This window comes from Nocardioides sp. HB32 (assembly GCF_054058995.1).
Genome location: NZ_JBSSBS010000001.1, coordinates 69,856 through 89,224 on the forward strand (window position 1 = coordinate 69,856; position 19,369 = coordinate 89,224).

A 19,369-nucleotide genomic window follows, 5' to 3' on the forward strand; every position below is an offset into this window, starting at 1 on the left:
AAATTCTGTGTGTGGCTGAGGACTGAGGGGCGGGGGCGTCACGTGGACGCCCCCGCGTGACTCAGACTTCTTCGACGCTGCTGGGCTCGCGACGGGAGAGGTCGATGCCGAGCTCCTCGGCGGCGCGGAAGACGTCCTCCTCCGCGTCACGGAGCTCGATCTGCGAGCCGTCCTGGCTGAGCACCTCGACGTTCAGGCAGAGCGACTGCATCTCCTTGACGAGCACCTTGAACGACTCGGGGATGCCCGAGTCGGGGATGTTCTCGCCCTTCACGATGGCCTCGTAGACCTTGACGCGACCAGGCACGTCGTCCGACTTGATCGTGAGCAGCTCCTGCAGGGCGTAGGCGGCGCCGTACGCCTCCATCGCCCAGACCTCCATCTCGCCGAACCGCTGGCCGCCGAACTGGGCCTTACCGCCCAGGGGCTGCTGCGTGATCATCGAGTAGGGGCCGGTGCTGCGCGCGTGGATCTTGTCGTCCACGAGGTGGTGCAGCTTGAGGATGTACATGTAGCCGACCGCGACGGGCTCGGGGAACGGCTCACCGGAGCGGCCGTCGAAGAGGTCCGCCTTGCCGGTGTTGTCGATCATCCGCACGCCGTCCCGGTTCGGGATCGTCGAGCCGAGCAGGCCGGTGATCTCGTCCTCGCGGGCACCGTCGAAGACCGGGGTCGCGACCTTGGTGCCGGGCTCCGCCTTGTCGGCGTGGATCTTGATCAGGCGCTGCTTCCAGTCCGCGGCCTTCGGGTCGTCGTGGAGGTTGACGTCCCAGCCCTGCTTCGCGAGCCAGCCGAGGTGCAGCTCGAGGATCTGGCCGATGTTCATCCGTCGCGGCACACCCAGCGGGTTGAGCACGACGTCGACGGGCGTGCCGTCCTCCATGAACGGCATGTCCTCGATCGGCAGGATCTTCGCGATGACGCCCTTGTTGCCGTGGCGGCCGGCGAGCTTGTCGCCCACGGAGATCTTGCGCTTCTGCGCCACGTAGACGCGGACCAGCTGGTTCACGCCCGGCGGCAGCTCGTCGCCGTCCTCGCGGTCGAACACGCGGACGCCGATGACCGTGCCGGACTCGCCGTGCGGGACCTTCATCGAGGTGTCGCGCACCTCGCGCGCCTTCTCGCCGAAGATCGCGCGGAGCAGGCGCTCCTCCGGGGTCAGCTCGGTCTCGCCCTTCGGCGTCACCTTGCCGACCAGCACGTCGCCCGTGCTGACCTCGGCGCCGATGCGGATGATGCCGCGCTCGTCGAGGTCGGCGAGCATCTCCTCGGAGACGTTCGGGATGTCCCGGGTGATCTCCTCGGGGCCGAGCTTGGTGTCGCGGGCGTCGACCTCGTGCTCCTCGATGTGGATCGAGGTGAGGATGTCCTCCTGCACCAGGCGCTGGCTGAGGATGATCGCGTCCTCGTAGTTGTGGCCCTGCCACGGCATGAACGCCACGAGCAGGTTGGTGCCCAGCGCCATCTCGGCCTCGTCGGTGCACGGACCGTCGGCGATCGGCGAGCCGACCTCGACCCGGTCACCCTCGGCGACCAGCGGGCGCTGGTTGATGCAGGTGCCCTGGTTCGAGCGGCGGAACTTCGCCAGCTTGTACGTCGAGTAGGTGCCGTCGTCGTTCATGGTCTCGACGACCTCGGCGGACACCTCCTTGACCACACCGGCAGCGGTGGCGACCACCACGTCACCGGCGTCGACCGCGGCGCGGTACTCGATGCCGGTGCCGACCAGCGGCGCGTCGCTGCGGATCAGCGGCACGGCCTGGCGCTGCATGTTCGCGCCCATGAGCGCGCGGTTGGCGTCGTCGTGCTCGAGGAAGGGGATCAGGGCCGTCGCCACCGACACCATCTGGCGCGGGGAGACGTCCATGTAGTCCACCTCCTCGGCCAGGACCTCGGAGACCTCGCCGTCGCGCTGGCGGACCAGCACCCGCTCCTCGACGAACTTGAACTTCTCGTCGAGCGGCGCGTTGGCCTGGGCGATGACGTAGCGGTCCTCGTCGTCCGCGGTGAGGTAGTCGACCTGATCGGTGACCCGGCCCTTCTGGACGCGTCGGTACGGCGTCTCGACGAAGCCGAACGGGTTGATCCGCCCGAACGACGCGAGCGAGCCGATCAGGCCGATGTTCGGGCCTTCCGGGGTCTCGATCGGGCACATCCGGCCGTAGTGCGACGGGTGGACGTCACGGACCTCCATGCCGGCGCGGTCGCGGGACAGACCACCGGGGCCGAGCGCCGAGAGGCGACGCTTGTGCGTCAGGCCGGCGATCGGGTTGGTCTGGTCCATGAACTGCGACAGCTGCGAGGTGCCGAAGAACTCCTTCAGCGCCGCGACGACCGGGCGGATGTTGATCAGGGACTGCGGCGTGATCGCCTCGACGTCCTGGGTCGTCATCCGCTCGCGGACCACGCGCTCCATGCGCGCCAGGCCGGTGCGGAGCTGGTTCTGGATCAGCTCCCCGACGGTGCGCATGCGGCGGTTGCCGAAGTGGTCGATGTCGTCGGCGGTGATGTCGAGCGCACCCTGCGGCGACTCGACCTGCTCGCGGCCGTCGTGCAGCGCGACGATGTACTTGATCGCGGCGACGATGTCGTCGATCGTCAGCGTCTGCTGGTCGAACGCCTCGACCAGGCCGAGCTTCTTGTTGATCTTGTAGCGACCGACCTTGGCGAGGTCGTACCGCTTCGGGTTGAAGTAGTAGTTGTTCAGCAGCGTCTGCGCGGCCTCACGCGTCGGCGGCTCGCCCGGGCGGAGCTTGCGGTAGATGTCGAGCAGCGCCTCGTCCTGGTTCTGGGTGTGGTCCTTCTCCAGGGTGAGCATCATCGACTCGAACTCGCCGAACTCCTCGCGGATCTGCTCGTTGGTCCAGCCGAGGGCCTTGAGCAGCACGGTGACGTTCTGCTTGCGCTTGCGGTCGAGGCGGACACCGACCATGTCGCGCTTGTCGATCTCGAACTCCAGCCAGGCGCCCCGGCTCGGGATCAGCTTGGCGGTGTAGATGTCCTTGTCGGAGGTCTTGTCGGCGGTGCGCTCGAAGTACACGCCCGGGGACCGGACCAGCTGGGACACGACGACACGCTCGGTGCCGTTGATGATGAAGGTGCCCTTGTCGGTCATGAGCGGGAAGTCGCCCATGAAGACCGTCTGGCCCTTGATCTCACCGGTGTCGTTGTTGGTGAACTCCGCGGAGACGTAGAGCGGAGCGGAGTAGGTGAAGTCCTTCTCCTTGCACTCGTCCACGGTGTACTTCGGGTCGTAGAAGACCGGGTTCTCGAACGACAGCGACATCGTCTCGGAGAAGTCCTCGATCGGGGAGATCTCCTCGAAGATCTCCTGGAGGCCGGACTTGCTGGAGACGTCTTCGCCCTCGCCGCGGCGACGCTCGACGGCGCTCTGCCACTTCTCGTTGCCGATCAGCCAGTCGAAGCTGTCGGTCTGGAGGGAGAGGAGCTGCGGGAGCTCGAGAGGCTCGGTGATCTTTGCGAAAGAGATGCGGCGGGAGTTACCAGAGGTGGTGCGCGCGGCCAAGAGGTGTCCTTCGACGATTCGCTCTTCGAACAGCGTCGACCCACCACAAGATCAGCCACCGGGCAGGCTGACGAGCATTTGAGGGCAGACGCAAGTTCTCACCCTACCGCACGCGGGCGCGCCTCACAAACGGCGACAAATCCGCTGCCGACGATCATGAACGCCGATCCCGTTCCGGTCAAGCAGCGCGGCCGGGCGTGTGGAGGAGGGCGTGTCGGCCGGCCCTCCAGCGGCCGGCCTGCGCGGCACCCCGGCTGGATGATCAGGTGTCCATGCCGGAGACCAGCCAGTCCCCGCCGACCTTCTCCATGGTGATCGTGACCCAGTTCTTGTAGACCTGCGGCGTCTTCACCTTGTCGTTGGTGCGGGTCTGGTTGACCAGCGCGAACACCTGGACCCGATCCTCGCCGGCGCGCACGATGCTCGAGCGGACCAGGTCGGCCTTGAGCACGGTGCCGGTGGACGGCGCGTTCTCCTTGATGATGCCGTCGAACAGCTGGTCGTACTGCTTGCGGTAGTCACCGGTGAGGTACTGCTCCGCCGCCGCGCGGGACTCGTCGAGGTGCTTCGCGTCGTAGGACAGGATCGGCACGACCGCGCGCTCGGCGGCCGACTGGGCGGCCGAGGTGGCGTCCTCGACCGAGTGGTCGGACGGCTCGGTCACATAGACGTACGTCGCGACCCCGGCCACGATCAGCACCGCGGCCGCGAGCGCGATCAGCAGCCAGGCCGGGACGACCCGCCGCCGCTCGCCGAGGGGTTGCACCACCCCGGGCGAGGCGACTTCGGGCTCAGGCTCGGGCTCGGCAGGTGCCAGCTCCGCGTCGTACGCCGCACGCCGCTCCGGGTCGAGCAGCACCTCGGCCGCCTGGTTGAGCGCGCCGAAGCGCCGGTCGGTCGGGTCCAGGTCGGCGATCGCGGCGCGCCACGCCGCCCGGATCTCCTCGGCGGAGGCGGCCGGGCTCACGTCGAGGACGTCGTACCAGGTCGGGGCGCTCACTGGGTCTCCCCCGTCACCGGCGAGTAGTCGTCGACGAGCCAGGTGCCGTCGGTCTTGACCAGGTCGACCTCCCAGCGCAGCACGTCCTCCCCGCCGGAGACCCGCTTGGAGTCGTCGTCGGGGTGCTTCGGATCGGGGTAGGTGCTGGTGAGGCCGGCGGCCACGATCGCGACGGCCGAGTCGGCGTCGAGGGACTGCACGCCCACGCCGAACACGTCGGCGGTGCGGGCATAGCCGGCCTGCTGGACGGTCTGCTCCGCGATCGGGAGCCCGGACTGCTCGAAGTCGCTGGAGAACTTCGGGGTGATCACCTCGGCGACGCTGTCCTTGTACGTCGTGAGGTGGCCCTGGTCGTCGAGGTCGTCGGGGCCGTAGGTGTTGAGCCGGAGCACGAACTGCTCGGTCTGGGACATCACCGCCTCGCGCTCCGACTGGAGGTCGTCGGCCTCGCCACGGCGGTCGGCCAGCAGCCAGACCAGCAGGCCGGCGGACACGAGCAGCAGCACGACGAGCACGACGAGCAGGACGAGTCGGAAGGTGGCAGAACGCGGCGTCTCGTCAGTCCCGGTGCTCAGGGCAGCAGGGGCTGGAGGAACAGCCACTTCCACGACTCCTTCCCGAAGGCAAGCGGTGCCAAGGTACCGGTCGGCGCCAACGCCGGGTCCACCCGGCTCCCCCAGTGCAGCTTCGCGGTGTCCGGGTCGTACGTCGCGACCGGGGCGCGGTACTTCGAGTCGCCCGGCGGCAGGTTCTGCGGACCGCGCGCGTTGCTCATCGCGATCGGCTCCCGGCAGCCCGCCGCCGTGTTCATCGGCCGGTTCGACCCGTCCTGCGGGGGCCGGGTGTCGGTGCCCTCGTAGCCGTGGTGGCAGACCGGCCTGTTGGTGAGGACCATCCCGAAGTGCGCGTCGTACAGGCCGGTCTCCGGGGACTTGGAGACGACCGTGAAGCCGCCCTCCACGACGTAGGGGTAGATGACCAGGATCTGCGCGATGCCGTCGAGGTGCTTGACGATCACGTCACCGGTGGTCACCGCGTTGTTGATCAGCTGCCCGAGGTCGACCTGGTTCTCCTCCAGGAAGGTCCGCAGCTCGTTCGCGGTCGCCGAGCCGTCGTCGATGACCTGGCGCAGCGCGGCGTCACTGCCGGCCAGGCTGCCGCTGAACAGGCTCATGTCGCGGGCGAACGACCTGATGGCCTGCGTGGAGTCGAGCTGGCCCTGGAGCACGGTGTTGCTGTCGCGGATCAGCGCCGTCGTGGTGTCGAAGTTGGCGTTCGCCTCCTTGATGAAGGCGTTGCCGGTGTCGATGATCCGCTGCAGGTCCTTGCCGGTGCCGCCGAACGCCTGGCCGAGCTCGTCGACCGTGGTCGCCAGCGCCTGCTGGTCCACCGAGCTGGTGGTGTTCACGATGTCGCTGAGCAGCTTCTGGGTCGGGATCGGGGTCCGGGTGTCGTCCTGCGCGATCTGGGAGCCGTCGGTGAGGTACGGCGCGTTGTCGGTCTGCGGCTGCAGCTCGACGTACTGCTCGCCGACCGCCGACCGGTTGCCGACCACCGCCAGCGCGTCGGCCGGGATGTCGTCGTAGCCGTTGTCGATGTCCATGACCACGTCGACGCCGGCGTCGGTGAGCACCAGCTTGCCCACCTGCCCGACCTGCACGCCGCGGTACGACACCTCGCCGCCGGCGAAGATGCCGCCGGAGTCCGCGAAGTGCGCGGTCACCGTGTAGTGGTCGTCGAAGAAGACGCGGTCCAGCCGGGCGTACCGGGCGCCGACGTAACTGACGCCGAGCAGCGTGATCGCGACGAACACGAGCAGCTGGATGCGGGTGCGTCGAGTGATCAACGGGTCACCATCCCCGGGACGAGGAGCCGCACCAGCGCGGGGTCGAACATCCGGCTGAGCTGGCCCATGGTCGGACCGTGTGCCTGCTGGGTCGGGCCGACACCGGTCCGGCCCAGGCCGAGGATGCCGGGCAGCGACGGCAGGCTGCTCGGGAGCCCGCCGGCCCCGCCGCCGGGTGCGCCCGGCAGGCCCGGGATCTGGTTGAGCGCGCGGCAGACCGCGGTCTTCTCGTTCTTCTTCTTCAGGCAGGCCTGCTTGAGCTGGGCGAGCCCTTGGACGCTGCTCAGCAGCTTCGTGCACGGCTTGCTGGTGAGGTCACCGCTACGGATGCACCGGGTGACCCGGTCCAGCAGGACGGTCGGGTCGAGGTCCGAGGGCAGCACGGTGGGCAGCTCCGTCGGCAGCCCGGTGGCACCGCCGGTCACGTCGAGATCCAGCTGGATCGACAGGTTCGTGTAGTCGCCCATGTGCAGGTTGCGGGCCACCTGGGGGTCGCGACCGACGACCTCGTCGACGAAGGGGTACGTCAGGAAGACGTTGAACGACTTCACGAACGCCGACCCGGCGTTGCCGAGCTCGGTGAGCACCGGGTTGAGCTGGCGGAGCGTCTCGATGGTCCCGGCCTTGGACGCCTCGATCACCCGGACACCGACGCCGCCCAGCCGGTTGAGCGAGGTCAGCATCTTGACCAGGTCCTGGCGCTGCTGGTCGATCGAGGTGAGCGCGCCGGGCAGCTCGTCGAGAGCGGCGTCGATCGAGCTCTGCTGGTGCCGCACGGAGACGGCGAGGTTGTTGAGGGAGTCGATGGCGTCGACGATGTTCTGCTTGTTGTCGTCGAGCTGGCCCATGAACTGGCGGATCTCGTCGAGCACCGACCGGGCGGTGTCCTCCCGGCCCTCGAAGACCTTGTTCAGCTCGTCGGAGATGGTCTTGAGCTGGGCCACGCCGCCGCCGTTGAGCAGCAGGCTCAGAGCGCCGAGCACCTCCTCCACCTCCGGGTTGCGGCCCGTGTGGTCGAGGTCGATGACGTCACCGTCGCCGAGCGGGTTGTCGGACGGGTTCTGCGACGGCGGGCTGAGCGACACGAACTTCTCGCCGAGGAGGCTGGTCTGCCGGATCTCGGCGATCGAGTTGTCCGGGAGGTCGGTGTCCCGCGGGATCTCCATGGTGACCTCGGCGTGCCCGCCGACCAGCTCGACGTCGGTGATCTGGCCGACGCTCACGTCGTTCACCTTGACCGTCGACTTGGGCACCAGGTCGAGCACGTCGGCGAACTCGGCCTTCACCGTGATCGGGTCGTCCACGCTGGTCCCGCCCGGGAGCGGCAGCTTGTAGACGTCGAAGTCGCAGCCGGTCAGCAGCAGCGCGCCGGCGAGCAGGGCCACCAGTGCCCGGACCATCCTGAGGGGCCTCATCGGTCCACCCCCACGAAGCCACCGAGCGACGGGTCGTACCGGTCACCGGTCGTCGCCGGGCGTGCCCCGCCGGAACCGGGAGCCGGTCGCTTCAACGCCTGCTGCACCAGGTCGCACAACGCGCCGGAGTGGTCGGCCTGGCTGAGGAACCCGCAGATCAGCGAGGACGGGTCGGACTGCACCTGGTTGGCCAGCTCACCGAGGTTGGCGTTGGTGTCGAGCGTCCCGGCCTGCGGGTTGTACGTCAGCGCGAGGTTGTTCAGCGCCAGCGGGGCGGTGCCGAGGATCTCGTCGAGCTGGTCGCGGCGCTTCACGAGAACCTGCGAGACCCGGTTCAGGCCCGAGATGTTGCGGCCCAGCACGTCGCGGTTCTCCCGGACGAACGTGCCGACCTGGCCGAGCGCGGTCGCGAGGTTGCGGAGCGACGCGCTCAGCTCCTGGCGCTCGCCGGCGAGCATGCCCGACGCGTCGCTGAGCGACCGGTTGAACTTGCGCACGGTCTGGTCGTTCCGGGCGAGGGTGCCGATGAAGCCCTCCAGCTCGCGGGCCGAGCCGAACAGCTCGTCCTTGTTGTCGTCGAGGGTCTGGCTGAGCTTGCCGAAGTCCTGGATGGTCTGGTGGAACTTCGCGCCCTCGCCGCCGAAGTTCGCGGCCGTCGTCTCGAGGAGGTCGCTCAGCGCACCGTCCTTGTTCGCGCCGGTCGGCCCGAGTGCGACGGTCAGGTCGTCGAGGCTGCTGTAGATCTGGTCGAGCTCGAGCGGGACCGCCGTGCGGTCCGTCGAGAGCGTCGCTCCGTCGGACATCACGTCGCCGCCGGTGTAGACGGGCGTGAGCTGGACGAACCGGTCGCCGACGATCGACGGCGCGATGATCACGGCCTTGGCGTCGGCGGGGATCTTCACGTCCGCGTCGTAGGACATGGTCACGACCACGTCGGTGCCGGACGGCGTCACCTTGTCGACCTGCCCCACGGGCACCCCGAGGACCCGGACGTCGCTGCCCTCGTAGATCGAGATCGTGCGGGGGAAGTGCGCCGTCAGGGTCCTGGTGTCGCCGCCGCGGAACATCGCGAACGCGCCGGCGACCAGCGCCAGCACGATGATCGCGGGGACCACGGCCCTCTTCAGGATGCTCATCCCACACCACCGCCGTTCTGCACGTCCGGCACGGGCGGCATGTTCTGGATGTAGGTGTCGAACCAGGGGCCGCCGCCCAACGTGCTGGCGAACACCCGGTAGAAGGGCGCCATCAGCCGCAGGCTGTTGTCGAGGTTGTCCTCGTTCTTGTTCAGCACGAGGACGACGTTCTCGAGGTGCTCGAGCGCCGGCTTCAGGTCGGCCCGGCTCTGCTGGACCAGGGCGGTCAGCTCCTTCGACAGCTGGCTGGTGGAGACGAGCAGGTTGTGCACGGCCTCCCGACGGGCCACCAGGGCGCGGAAGAGCACGTCGGAGTCCTTCATCAGGCCGACGATGTCGTCGTCGCGCTCGTCGAGGACGCTGGAGACCCGCTTCAGGTTCTTCAGCAGCGAGTTGATCTGCTCGTCGCGCGCGGCGATGTTCGAGGAGAGCGCCGAGACGCCGTGCAGCGCGCTGCGGAACTCCTCGGGGGTGTTGCGGGTCAGGTCGGCCAGCGTGGTCAGCGACTTCGCGAGCCGGTCGGTGTCGATCCGCTCGGAGGTCTGCGCCAGGCCGGAGAACGCGTCGACCACGTCGTACGGCGAGCTGGTGCGGTCGACCGGGATCTCCGCGCCCTCAGCGAGCTGGCCGTCGCCGGCGGGCTCGAGCGAGAGGTACATCGCGCCGAGGAGGGTCTTGACCTTGATCGCCGCTCGGGTGTCGGTGCCGAACTCCGACGGCGTGTCCACGCGGAACGTGACCTTCACGTGGTCGCCCTCGAGCGCGACGCTCTCGACCTTCCCGACCCGGACGCCGGCGATGCGCACCTCGTCGTTCGCCTTGAGGCCGCCGGACTCGGAGAACGCGGCGTAGTAGGTGTCGCCGCCGCCGATCAGCGGCAGGTCCTGCGCGCGGAAGGCACCCAGGATCAGCAGGGCGATCACGGCGAGGCTGACGGCCCCGATCACGACGGGGTTGCGCTCGCGGAAGGGGACGCTCATCTTCGGGGCCCCCTCGAAGTTGTTCGGAGGAACGCAGCGGGGGAGAAGAACTTCGTGGGGTGAGTCATCCGAGATCACACCTGGGGCTGCCGGTGGTGTAGTCCACCGGGACGGACTGGCCTCCGGGCACGCGGATCCGGCCCTGGAAGTGGCAGAGGTAGAAGTTGAACCACGAGCCGTACGTCGCGGTGCGGCCGACCTTGTTGAGCTTGATCGGGAGCACCTGCAGGGCCCGGTCGAGCTCGGACTTGCCCGCGTCGAGGTTGCCGGCGACGCGCCGCAGCTGCTTGACGTCGTCGACGAACGGGCGGCGGATGCCGGACACCAGGTCGGCGGTCTGCACCGACAGCTGGGAGATCTTGTCCAGGGAGCCCAGGATCGCCTCCCGGTCGTCCTTGAGGCCACCCACGAAGGTGCGGAAGGTCGTGATCAGCCGGCTCAGCTGCACGTCGCGGTCACCGATGTGGTCGAGCACCTCGTTGAGGTTGTCGATGAGCGAGCCGATCACCTGGTCGCGGCTGGCCAACGTGTTGGTGACCGACGCCGTGTGGGTGAGCAGCTGCTCGAGGTTGCCGCCCTCGCCCTGGAACACCTGGACGATCTCGTAGGAGAGCTGGTTGATGTCGGCCGGCGACAGGGCCTGGAACAGCGGCTTGAAGCCGTTGAACAGCACGGTCAGGTCGAGCGCCGGCGAGGTCTGGGCGACCGGGATCGTGTCGCCTGCCTCCATCGGCGAGGAGTCGCCGATCTCGTTGGTCAGCGCGATGTAGCGCTGCCCGACCAGGTTGCGGTAGCGGATCGCGGCGTGCGTCGCCTGGCTCAGCTGCGTCGAGTTCTCGACCGAGAACGTGACCAGGGCGCGGGTGCGGTCGACGATCTGGACGTCCTTGACGGTGCCCACCTTCACGCCGGCGATCCGGACGTCGTCACCCTTCACGACGCCGGTGGCGTCGACGAACTCCGCCTTGTAGTCGGTCTTCGGCGCGAACGAGATGTTGCCGATCGTCATCACCAGCACCGAGGTCGCGAGCGTCGTGATCACGATGAAGATCAGCAGCTTCGTGAGGTCGCCGGCGGTCCGGCGGTCCAGGCCCTTCATCGCAGCGACACCTCCGCTCCACGTGCCATCGGGCCGACGAGCAGCAGCCCGAGGTCAGGGACGTCGGCGGCGCTCATCCCGAGCGCGGGGCCGAGCAGGGAGCGCAGCAGCTCGTCCTCCTGGGTCGTCCCGACGGAGGTGCGGAAGTACTGGTTCGGTACGACGCGGTCGGTGCCCTTGCCGGTCGGCTCGTCGACGCCGTCGTTGAAGTCGGGCTGGTGCCGGACCGGGTTCGACTGCGACCACGGCGGGTTGGGCAGGTGCAGGCAGTTCTCGCCGCGGTCCTCGCCGTAGTGCGGCTTGTCCTGCGGACCGTAGGGGCGAGGCTGGTTCGGCAGCGTCTCGAGCACGATGTGCAGGACGAAGCCGCGGAACGCCTCGGCCTGCAGCTTGCCGGCGTTGACGATGCCACGGGTGAGGCAGGAGTACTCCGGGGCGTACTTCGCGAACACCCGGAACTGCTCCTGGCCGACGTGGCTGAGCCGGATCATGTTGTCGCCGTTCTCGTCCAAGAAGCCCTTGGCCGTGTCGGCGAACGCCGACACGTTGTCGAACAGCGCGTGCAGCTTGACCTCGCGGCCCTCGAGGGTGGTGCCGGTCTTCACGGTGTTGTCGAGGATGTCGGCGATCTGCGGCATCACCTGGGCGTAGGTGTCGGACACCTGTGCGGTCATCTTCAGGTCCTGGACCAGCGCCGGGATCTGCGGGTTGATCCGCTTCAGGTAGCTGTCGACGGTCTCGAGGTTCTGGCCGAGCTGGTCCCCGCGGCCCTCGAGCGCCGTGGCCATCGCGTTCAGGGTCATGTTGAGGTCGGCGGGCTGGACCGTGCGCAGCAGCGGGTAGAGGTCGGAGAGGACCTTCTCGACCTCGACCGAGACCTGGGTGCGGGTGATCTCGTCGCCGGCCTCCAGGTGGCCCGGCGCCGGGTCCGCGGGCACGTCCAGGGCGACGTACTTCTCGCCGAACAGGGTCTTGGGCACGATCGAGCCGGTGACGTTGGCCGGGATCGTGTCGATCTGGCTCGGGTAGATGCCGAGGGTGAGCTCGGCGCCCTCGGCGTCGGACTGGAAGTCGAGGACCTCGCCGACGATGACGCCCCGGATCTTGACGTCCGCCCTGGTGGGGAGCTGGAGCCCGATCGTGGACGTCTGGAGCTTCACCTCGTCGTAGTCGGTGAACTTCTTCGTGAACACGGCATAGGTGAACCAGACCCCGGCGAGCAGGATCAGGATGAAGACGATGCCGAGGAGCTTGTGGGAGGCCGTCAGCCGCACTGGATCACCACCCGCGTCACCCGGCCAGCCGGACGGTCGTCGAGGCGCCCCAGATCGCCATCGACAGGAACAGGTCGATGACGTTGATCGCGACGATGCTCGTGCGCACGGCCCGGCCGACCGCGACGCCGACACCCGCGGGACCGCCGGAGGCCGTGTAGCCGTGGTAGCAGTGGATCAGGATCACCGTGACCGCGAAGACGAGCACCTTGCCGAACGACCACACCACGTCGCCGGGCGGCAGGAACGTGTTGAAGTAGTGGTCGTAGGTGCCCGTGCTCTGCCCGAAGAACTGGGTGACCGTGAGCCGGGTCGCGAAGTACGACGACAGCAGGCCGACCACGTAGAGCGGGATGATCGCGATCAGGCCGCCGATGATGCGGGTGGTCACGAGGAACGGCAGCGACGGGATCGCCATCACCTCGAGCGCGTCCACCTCCTCGGAGATCCGCATCGCCCCGAGCTGGGCGGTGAAGCCGCAGCCCACGGTCGCGGCCAGGGCGATGCCGGCGACCAGGGGCGCGATCTCACGGGTGTTGAAGTACGCCGACACGAAGCCCGAGAACGCCGCGGTGCCCAGCTGGTTCAGGGCGGCGTACCCCTGGAGGCCGACCTCGGTGCCGGTGAAGAAGCACATCGCGGTGATGACGCCGACCGTGCCGCCGATGACGGCGAGTGCGCCGGAGCCGAGCGTGACCTCCGCGAGGATGCGGAGGATCTCCTTCTTGTAGCGCCGCAGGGTGCGCGGGGTCCACGCGAGCGCCTTGATGAAGAACGCGAGCTCTTCACCGAGGCTGTCGAGGGTCCGGAGGGGCCTGACGTACACGGCCCGGATGTTCGCCATGGTCGCTAACCCGTCTTTGGAGGGACGAGCTGGAAGTAGATCGCGCTCATCACGAAGTTGACGACGAACAGGAGCATGAAGGTGATGACGACGGACTCGTTCACGGCGTCGCCGACACCCTTCGGACCGCCCGCGGCGTTCATGCCCTTGTAGCAGGCCACGATCGCGGCGATCAGCCCGAAGACCAGCGCCTTGACCATGCCCTGCCAGAGGTCGGGCAGCTGGGCGAGGGCTGTGAAGCTCGACAGGTAGGCGCCTGGCGTGCCGTCCTGCAGGACCACGTTGAAGACGTAGCCGCCGGCGACGCCGACGACGCTGACCAAGCCGTTGAGGAACACCGCGACCAGCATGCAGGCCAGCACCCGCGGGACGACGAGGCGCTGGATCGGGTCGATGCCGAGCACCATCATCGCGTCGAGCTCCTCGCGGATCTTCCGAGCGCCGAGGTCGGCCGCGATGGCCGATCCGCCGGCGCCGGCGATCAGCAGCGAGGTCGCGATCGGCCCGGCCTCGCGGACCACGGCGAGCACGGCCGCGGAGCCGGTGAAGGACTGGGCTCCGAACTGCTTGACCAAGCCCCCGACCTGGAGCGCGATGACCGCGCCGAACGGGATCGCGACCAGCGCCGTGGGGATGATCGTGACGGAGGCGATGAACCAGGCCTGCTGGAGGAACTCGCGCAGCTGGAAGGGCCGACGGAACAGCCCGCGGCCGACGTCGAGGCCGAACGCGAACAGCTTCCCCGCGGTCCCGACGGGTGCGAGCACCCGGCTCGCGGTGAGGTTGGACATGGGGTTGCCTCAGACCCCCGCCGCCACGGCCGTGTTGGCCTCGAACGAGCCCGGAGGCGGCGTGACGCCGTTCTGCCGGCACCACTCGCCGGGCTCGCGCTGGCTGCGGCGCGCGATGCCGTTGGACGGGTCGATCTGGAGCGGGATGGGCGGGAGCGGGGGGAGCTCCTGGCCCTTCTCCGCCTCGAGCTCGTCGGCGTCCTTCTCCTCCGACATGCCGATCGGGCCGACCCGCTGGGCGTTGAGGAACTGGCGCACGACCGGCTCCTCGGAGGAGAGCAGCATCTCCCGGGGGCCGAACATCGCGAGGTGACGGTGGTAGAGCAGGCCGATGTTGTCCGGGACGGTCCGGGCGGTGTTGATGTCGTGGGTGACGATCAGGAAGGTCGCGTCGATCTGGGCGTTGAGGTCGACGATCAGCTGGTTGAGGAACGCGGTCCGGACCGGGTCCAGACCGGAGTCCGGCTCGTCGAAGAGGACGATCTCGGGATCGAGCACCAGGGCGCGGGCGAGGCCCGCGCGCTTGCGCATGCCGCCGGAGATCTCGCCCGGCAGCTTGTCCTCGGCGCCGATCAGGCCGACCAGGTCCATCTTCTCCATGACGATGTCGCGGATCTCGGACTCGGACTTCCTGGTGTGCTCGCGCAGCGGGAAGGCGACGTTGTCGTAGAGGTTCATCGAGCCGAACATCGCGCCGTCCTGGAACAGCACTCCGAACAGCTTGCGGATCTCGTGAGAGCTCCTTCTCGGAGCAGGTGGCGATGTCGGTGCCCTCGATGACGATCGAGCCCTGGTCGGGCTTGAGCAGGCCGATCAGGGTCTTGAGGAAGACGGACTTGCCGGTGCCGGACGGGCCGAGCATCACGCAGATCTCACCCGCGGGGACGGTCAGCGTCACGTCACCCCAGATCAGCTGCTTGCCGAACGACTTCGAGAGGTGTTCGACCTTGATCTCAACGCCCATGTCCGCCCTGTCCCTCCATTGCCCCTGTGCTCTCCGGTGAAGCGCGCGCGCCCGGACCGGCTCCCCGGGCGTGGCTGACACGCTCCCCCGTCTCCCACTGACCGGTAACAACGCGACGACCGCCGCGAAGTTACGCGCGGGTTTCCTTCCCACTTCCTGCCGTCGTACACCTGTCCGGCGGGCCCGTCTGGACCGTCTGCGGCTCGGCGGGAGCGGGGACGACACGAGGGACGGTCCACCCGGATCGGGTGGACCGCCCCTCGTGGCGGTTCAGCTGCGGATCAGCTGGCGCGGGTCACTTGAGGGTGACGGTGGCGCCGGCGCCCTCGAGCGCCTCCTTCGCCTTCTCCGCGGCGTCCTTGGCGACCTTCTCGAGGATCGGCTTCGGGGCCGACTCCACGAGCTCCTTGGCCTCCTTCAGGCCGAGGGAGGTCAGCGCGCGGACCTCCTTGATGACGTTGATCTTCTTGTCACCAGCGGCCTCGAGGACGACGTCGAACTCGTCCTGCGCGGCGGCCTCGTCGGCGCCACCGGCAGCAGCGCCACCGGCGGCCGGGGCCGCGGCAACGGCGACCGGGGCGGCGGCGGTGACGCCGAAGGTGTCCTCGAACTGCTTCACGAACTCGCTGAGCTCGATCAGCGTCATCTCCTTGAACGCGTCGAGGAGCTCGTCGGTGCTGAGCTTCGCCATGGTGGCGGTTCCTTCCATTCGGTGGCTCTGGCGCATTGCGCCGGAGCCGGGTTTCAGGTGGTTGGTTACGTCGGTCCGAGCGGTGGCTCAGGCCTCGGTGGCGTCGCCCTCATCGGAGGTCTCGGCCTCGGCAGCGGGGGGCTCCTCGGCGGGAGCCTCCTCAGCCGCGGGAGCCTCGTCAGCGGGGGCCTCGGTCGCCTCGGCGGCCGGTGCCTCCTCGGCGGCGACCGGCGCGGTACCGGCACCACCTGCGAGGATCGAGGGGTCCTGCTCGGCCTTCGCCTGCAGCGCACCCGCGAGACGGGCGGCCTGGGCGAGCGGGGCGTTGAGCAGGTAGACGGCCTGGCTGAGCGACGCGAGCATCGCGCCGGCCAGCTTGCCCAGGAGCACCTCACGGGACTCGAGGTCGGCCAGCTTGGCCACCTCAGCCGCGTCGAGGGGCTTGCCGTCCAGGACGCCGCCCTTGATGACAAGGGACGGGTTCGCCTTGGCAAAGTCACGCAGACCCTTGGCCGCCTCGACCACGTCGCCGTTGATGAAGGCGATGGCGGTCGGACCGGTCAGCAGGTCGTCGAAGCCCGAGATGCCCACCTCGGTGGCGGCGATCTTGGCCAGCGTGTTCTTGACCACGGCGTAGTTGGCGTTCTCGCCGAGTGAGCGCCGCAGGTCCTGCAGCTGCTTCACGGTGAGACCGCGGTACTCGGTCAGCACGGCGCCGGCGCTGTCGTTGAAGGACTCAACGATCTCCGCGACGGCCGCCTGCTTGTCTGCCCGCGCCATGGGTCTCCTTCCGGTGGTCGACCGCCACTCGGAGATCCCCAGGAAAGACGAACGCCCCGAGCGCAGGCTCAGGGCGGATGGTCCGGCGTGGTGCCGGTCCTGCTCTGTCACCTGCGCTGGCCGTCCGCGTCTCCGCGGAACCTTCGGTCGTGCTGCTGGCGCAGCCTGACAACCGGCGGTCTCTGGTTTCAGGAGGAACAGTACGGCGCTCCCGGGCCGCGCACCAAATCGGGCGCAACGGCCGAGTCGGCGCAGTCTCAAATGCGAGTCGGCGCAGTCTCAGCTGAGACTGCGCCGACTCGGCGTTGCTGGGGGTCAGGCCGAGGCGGCCTCGTCCTCGACCGCGACGTTCTTGGTGCGGTTCGGGTCGACCTGGACACCGGGGCCCATCGTCGTGGAGACGGTGACCTTCTTGATGTAGCGGCCCTTGGAGCTGGCCGGCTTCAGACGGAGCACCTCCTCCAGCGCGGCGGCGTAGTTCTCCGCGAGCTGGACCTCGGAGAAGGACGCCTTGCCGATGATGAAGTGCAGGTTCGCGTGCCGGTCGACGCGGAACTCGATCTTGCCGCCCTTGATGTCGGACACGGCCTTCGCCACGTCCGGCGTCACGGTGCCGGTCTTCGGGTTCGGCATCAGGCCGCGGGGGCCGAGCACGCGGCCGAGGCGGCCGACCTTGCCCATCATGTCCGGGGTCGCGACGACGGCGTCGAAGTCGAGCCACCCGCCGGCGACCTTGTCGACGAGCTCGTCGCCACCGACGACGTCGGCGCCCGCCTCACGAGCGGCCTCGGCCTTGTCGGCGTTCGCGAACACGAGGACGCGAGCGGTCTTGCCGGTGCCGTGCGGCAGGTTCACCGTGCCGCGGACCATCTGGTCCGCCTTGCGCGGGTCGACGCCGAGGCGCATGACGACGTCCACGGTCTCGTCGAACTTCTTCTTGCTGGTGGTCTTCGCGATCTTGATCGCGGTCAGCGGGGCGTAGAGCTCGTCCTTGTCGAACTGCTCCGACGCCGCGCGATAGGTCTTGCTGCGCTGCATGATGTGTTCCTACTTCCAGGAGATGTGGTCAGCGAGCCAGCGCGGCTCTTCCACGTTTGTCAGTCGGTCGTGACGCCCATGGAGCGGGCAGTGCCTTCGACGATCTTCATCGCGGCGTCGATGTCGTTGGCGTTGAGGTCGGGGAGCTTCGTCTGGGCGATCTCGCGCACCTGGTCCTTGGTCAGCTTGCCGACCTTCTCCTTGTGCGGGACGCCGGAGCCCTTCTGGAGACCGGCGGCCTTCTTGATCAGCTCGGCGGCCGGCGGGGTCTTCGTGATGAAGGTGAAGGACCGGTCCTCGTAGATCGTGATCTCGACCGGGATGACGTTGCCGCGCATGGACTCGGTCTGGGCGTTGTACGCCTTGCAGAACTCCATGATGTTCACGCCGTGCGGACCGAGGGCGGTACCGACCGGCGGAGCGGGAGTCGCGGCACCCGCCTGGAGCTGCACCTTGACCAGTGCGGCGATCTTCTTCTTCGGAGGCATGTTGCTTCTCTTTCTGTCTCGTGGTCATGACGAGGAGTACGTCGTACGCCTCTGCCACCGTGCTGCTGCCCGAGGGCAACCGAACCATTGTGCTGCGATCCCGGCCGAACCCGAAATCGCGGTCGGACGGGCTCGGGGAGCCTCAGACCTTCTGGATCTGGCTGAAGCTGAGCTCGACCGGGGTCTCGCGGCCGAAGATCTCGACGAGTGCCTTGACCCGCTGGGACTCCGCGTTGATCTCGGTGATCGTGGCGTGCAGCGTGGCGAACGGGCCGTCGACCACCATGACCGAGTCGGACACGTCGAAGTCGGCGACCTCGATCGGCTTCTTCGCGGCGCCGCCACCGGACCCGGACGGGGCACCGGCAGCGACTGCCTCCGCCTCCGCGCGGGCGACGACGGCGGGGGCGAGCATGTTCTCGACCTCGGACATCGACAGCGGGACCGGCTGGTGGCTGTGGCCGACGAAGCCCGTCACCGACGGGGTGTGGCGGACGGCCGCCCAGGACTCGTCGGTGAGGTCCATGCGGACCAGGACGTAGCCCGGGAGAACGGTGCGCTTGACCATCTTGCGCTGGCCGTTCTTGATCTCGGCGACCTCCTCGGTGGGGACCACGATCTCGTGGATGTAGTCCTCCATGTTGAGGGAGATGATGCGGTTCTCGAGGTTCGACTTCACCCTGTTCTCCATGCCGGAGTAGGTGTGGACGACGAACCAGTCGCCCGGCTTCGCCCAGAGCTCGCGCCGGAAGGCCTCGAGCGGGTCGTTCTCGTCGGGCTCGTCACCGTCCTCGGCGGCGGTGGGCTCCTCGTCGCCCTCAGCCCCGGACATCCCCCGGCTGCTCGCGCCGCCGTCCTCGGTGTCGTCGAGGCCCATGGCCGCGTCGCTGTCCTCGTCGGTGACCTCGGCGTCCAGGCGCGGGTCGTCCTCGACCTCGGGCCCGTCGTTCGGCTCGCCGTACTGGTCCTCGAGGGACGGCTCGACCTCGGGGGTCGTCTCCTCGGACTGCACCGAGTCGTTCTCCTGCTCAGACACGTACTGCTCCATCAAAGAATCGGGCAAGGAATCGGGGGGTGGGCTCGGTCCGGCTAGCCGCTGAAGACGGCGAACGTGAGCTTGCCGAAGCCCAGGTCGAGCAGGGACACGAGCACCATCATGAAGACGACGAACACCATGACCACGATGAAGTACGTGACCAGCTGCTCCTGCGTCGGGTAGACGACCTTCCGGAGCTCCGCGACCACCTGCCGGTAGAACACCGGGAGGCTGGTGCGCTTCTGGGTGCTCCCTCCGCGCGGACCACGGACCGCCTTGCTGTCCGGCACGTCCTTCACCTCTCCTCGTCGTCGAACCGACTGTGTTCGTCCTTGCAGGGCACGAGGGACTTGAACCCCCAACCTTCGGTTTTGGAGACCGATGCTCTGCCAGTTGAGCTAGTGCCCTTCGCCGGTAGGCCCCGATCACCCGGCCTGCGGGCACGACTGATCCTGTGGGAA

Annotated in this window: 17 protein-coding genes, 1 tRNA gene and 1 pseudogene; all 19 read right to left on the reverse strand. The window is 68.4% G+C overall.

All coding sequences use genetic code 11. The features are described 5' to 3' along the window. Positions 1 to 61 precede the first annotated feature (61 nt). The 19 genes and pseudogenes from rpoB to ACVW2K_RS00435 all read right to left on the reverse strand — a co-directional run bounded on the left by rpoB (position 62) and on the right by ACVW2K_RS00435 (position 19,316). A complete protein-coding gene (rpoB, locus tag ACVW2K_RS00345; protein WP_051549168.1) occupies positions 62 to 3,526 on the reverse strand; it encodes a DNA-directed RNA polymerase subunit beta in 3,465 nt (1,154 codons plus the stop codon). Between the two features lie 262 nt (positions 3,527 to 3,788). Beyond that, positions 3,789 to 4,526, reverse strand: a complete 738-nt coding sequence (locus ACVW2K_RS00350; RefSeq protein WP_457201128.1) for a DnaJ domain-containing protein — start codon at positions 4,524 to 4,526, stop codon at positions 3,789 to 3,791. Beyond that, positions 4,523 to 5,041, reverse strand: a complete 519-nt coding sequence (locus ACVW2K_RS00355) for a hypothetical protein (RefSeq protein ID WP_028637316.1) — start codon at positions 5,039 to 5,041, stop codon at positions 4,523 to 4,525. The genes ACVW2K_RS00350 and ACVW2K_RS00355 overlap by 4 nt, the downstream gene beginning before the upstream one ends. Before the next feature lie 56 nt (positions 5,042 to 5,097). Next, positions 5,098 to 6,372, reverse strand: coding sequence for an MCE family protein (locus ACVW2K_RS00360; protein ID WP_028637315.1), 1,275 nt, complete (start codon positions 6,370 to 6,372; stop codon positions 5,098 to 5,100). Continuing rightward, positions 6,369 to 7,787 (reverse strand): MCE family protein, encoded by a 1,419-nt coding sequence (locus tag ACVW2K_RS00365; RefSeq protein ID WP_457201129.1) that lies wholly within the window; start codon positions 7,785 to 7,787, stop codon positions 6,369 to 6,371. The genes ACVW2K_RS00360 and ACVW2K_RS00365 overlap by 4 nt, the downstream gene beginning before the upstream one ends. Further along, positions 7,784 to 8,923 (reverse strand): MCE family protein, encoded by a 1,140-nt coding sequence (locus tag ACVW2K_RS00370; RefSeq protein ID WP_457201130.1) that lies wholly within the window; start codon positions 8,921 to 8,923, stop codon positions 7,784 to 7,786. The genes ACVW2K_RS00365 and ACVW2K_RS00370 overlap by 4 nt, the downstream gene beginning before the upstream one ends. Then, positions 8,920 to 9,903, reverse strand: coding sequence for an MCE family protein (locus tag ACVW2K_RS00375; RefSeq protein ID WP_028637314.1), 984 nt, complete (start codon positions 9,901 to 9,903; stop codon positions 8,920 to 8,922). The genes ACVW2K_RS00370 and ACVW2K_RS00375 overlap by 4 nt, the downstream gene beginning before the upstream one ends. Before the next feature lie 64 nt (positions 9,904 to 9,967). Then, entirely contained in the window at positions 9,968 to 11,002 is a 1,035-nt protein-coding gene (locus ACVW2K_RS00380; protein ID WP_028637313.1) for an MCE family protein, read from the reverse strand. Further along, positions 10,999 to 12,276 carry an MCE family protein gene (locus ACVW2K_RS00385; RefSeq protein ID WP_028637312.1) on the reverse strand — a complete coding sequence of 426 codons (1,278 nt, stop codon included), beginning with the start codon at positions 12,274 to 12,276 and terminating at the stop codon, positions 10,999 to 11,001. Before ACVW2K_RS00385 ends, ACVW2K_RS00380 begins: the two co-directional genes overlap by 4 nt. A 16-nt stretch (positions 12,277 to 12,292) precedes the next feature. Then, a complete protein-coding gene (locus tag ACVW2K_RS00390) occupies positions 12,293 to 13,120 on the reverse strand; it encodes an MlaE family ABC transporter permease (RefSeq protein WP_028637311.1) in 828 nt (275 codons plus the stop codon). Positions 13,121 to 13,125: 5 nt separating this feature from the next. After that, positions 13,126 to 13,911, reverse strand: a complete 786-nt coding sequence (locus tag ACVW2K_RS00395) for an MlaE family ABC transporter permease (protein ID WP_028637310.1) — start codon at positions 13,909 to 13,911, stop codon at positions 13,126 to 13,128. A gap of 9 nt (positions 13,912 to 13,920) precedes the next feature. Beyond that, a pseudogene (locus tag ACVW2K_RS00400) lies at positions 13,921 to 14,875 on the reverse strand (ABC transporter ATP-binding protein). Between the two features lie 295 nt (positions 14,876 to 15,170). Further along, positions 15,171 to 15,566 carry a 50S ribosomal protein L7/L12 gene (rplL, locus tag ACVW2K_RS00405; RefSeq protein WP_457201131.1) on the reverse strand — a complete coding sequence of 132 codons (396 nt, stop codon included), beginning with the start codon at positions 15,564 to 15,566 and terminating at the stop codon, positions 15,171 to 15,173. An 87-nt stretch (positions 15,567 to 15,653) separates the two neighbouring features. Beyond that, positions 15,654 to 16,346 (reverse strand): 50S ribosomal protein L10, encoded by a 693-nt coding sequence (rplJ, locus tag ACVW2K_RS00410; RefSeq protein WP_457201132.1) that lies wholly within the window; start codon positions 16,344 to 16,346, stop codon positions 15,654 to 15,656. Positions 16,347 to 16,661: 315 nt separating this feature from the next. Next, positions 16,662 to 17,384, reverse strand: a complete 723-nt coding sequence (gene rplA, locus ACVW2K_RS00415; RefSeq protein ID WP_036570147.1) for a 50S ribosomal protein L1 — start codon at positions 17,382 to 17,384, stop codon at positions 16,662 to 16,664. A 59-nt stretch (positions 17,385 to 17,443) separates the two neighbouring features. Next, positions 17,444 to 17,872 carry a 50S ribosomal protein L11 gene (gene rplK, locus ACVW2K_RS00420; protein ID WP_028637305.1) on the reverse strand — a complete coding sequence of 143 codons (429 nt, stop codon included), beginning with the start codon at positions 17,870 to 17,872 and terminating at the stop codon, positions 17,444 to 17,446. 142 nt (positions 17,873 to 18,014) lie between these two features. Next, positions 18,015 to 18,908, reverse strand: a complete 894-nt coding sequence (gene nusG, locus ACVW2K_RS00425; RefSeq protein ID WP_457201133.1) for a transcription termination/antitermination protein NusG — start codon at positions 18,906 to 18,908, stop codon at positions 18,015 to 18,017. Between the two features lie 53 nt (positions 18,909 to 18,961). Then, complete coding sequence (gene secE, locus ACVW2K_RS00430) at positions 18,962 to 19,207, reverse strand: preprotein translocase subunit SecE (RefSeq protein WP_442937164.1); 246 nt, start codon at positions 19,205 to 19,207, stop codon at positions 18,962 to 18,964. 36 nt (positions 19,208 to 19,243) lie between these two features. Beyond that, positions 19,244 to 19,316: transfer RNA gene (locus tag ACVW2K_RS00435), tRNA-Trp, on the reverse strand. Between the last annotated feature and the right edge of the window lie 53 nt (positions 19,317 to 19,369).

Excerpts from the sequence above, each read along its gene's own strand:
- ACVW2K_RS00365 (WP_457201129.1), bottom strand. The coding sequence starts at position 7,787 with ATGAGGCCCCTCAGGATGGTCCGGGCACTGGTGGCCCTGCTCGCCGGC.
- ACVW2K_RS00370 (WP_457201130.1), bottom strand. The coding sequence starts at position 8,923 with ATGAGCATCCTGAAGAGGGCCGTGGTCCCCGCGATCATCGTGCTGGCG.
- ACVW2K_RS00375 (WP_028637314.1), bottom strand. The coding sequence starts at position 9,903 with ATGAGCGTCCCCTTCCGCGAGCGCAACCCCGTCGTGATCGGGGCCGTC.
- ACVW2K_RS00380 (WP_028637313.1), bottom strand. The coding sequence starts at position 11,002 with ATGAAGGGCCTGGACCGCCGGACCGCCGGCGACCTCACGAAGCTGCTG.
- ACVW2K_RS00390 (WP_028637311.1), bottom strand. The coding sequence starts at position 13,120 with ATGGCGAACATCCGGGCCGTGTACGTCAGGCCCCTCCGGACCCTCGAC.
- ACVW2K_RS00395 (WP_028637310.1), bottom strand. The coding sequence starts at position 13,911 with ATGTCCAACCTCACCGCGAGCCGGGTGCTCGCACCCGTCGGGACCGCG.
- rplL (WP_457201131.1), bottom strand. The coding sequence starts at position 15,566 with ATGGCGAAGCTCAGCACCGACGAGCTCCTCGACGCGTTCAAGGAGATG.
- rplJ (WP_457201132.1), bottom strand. The coding sequence starts at position 16,346 with ATGGCGCGGGCAGACAAGCAGGCGGCCGTCGCGGAGATCGTTGAGTCC.
- rplA (WP_036570147.1), bottom strand. The coding sequence starts at position 17,384 with ATGCAGCGCAGCAAGACCTATCGCGCGGCGTCGGAGCAGTTCGACAAG.
- rplK (WP_028637305.1), bottom strand. The coding sequence starts at position 17,872 with ATGCCTCCGAAGAAGAAGATCGCCGCACTGGTCAAGGTGCAGCTCCAG.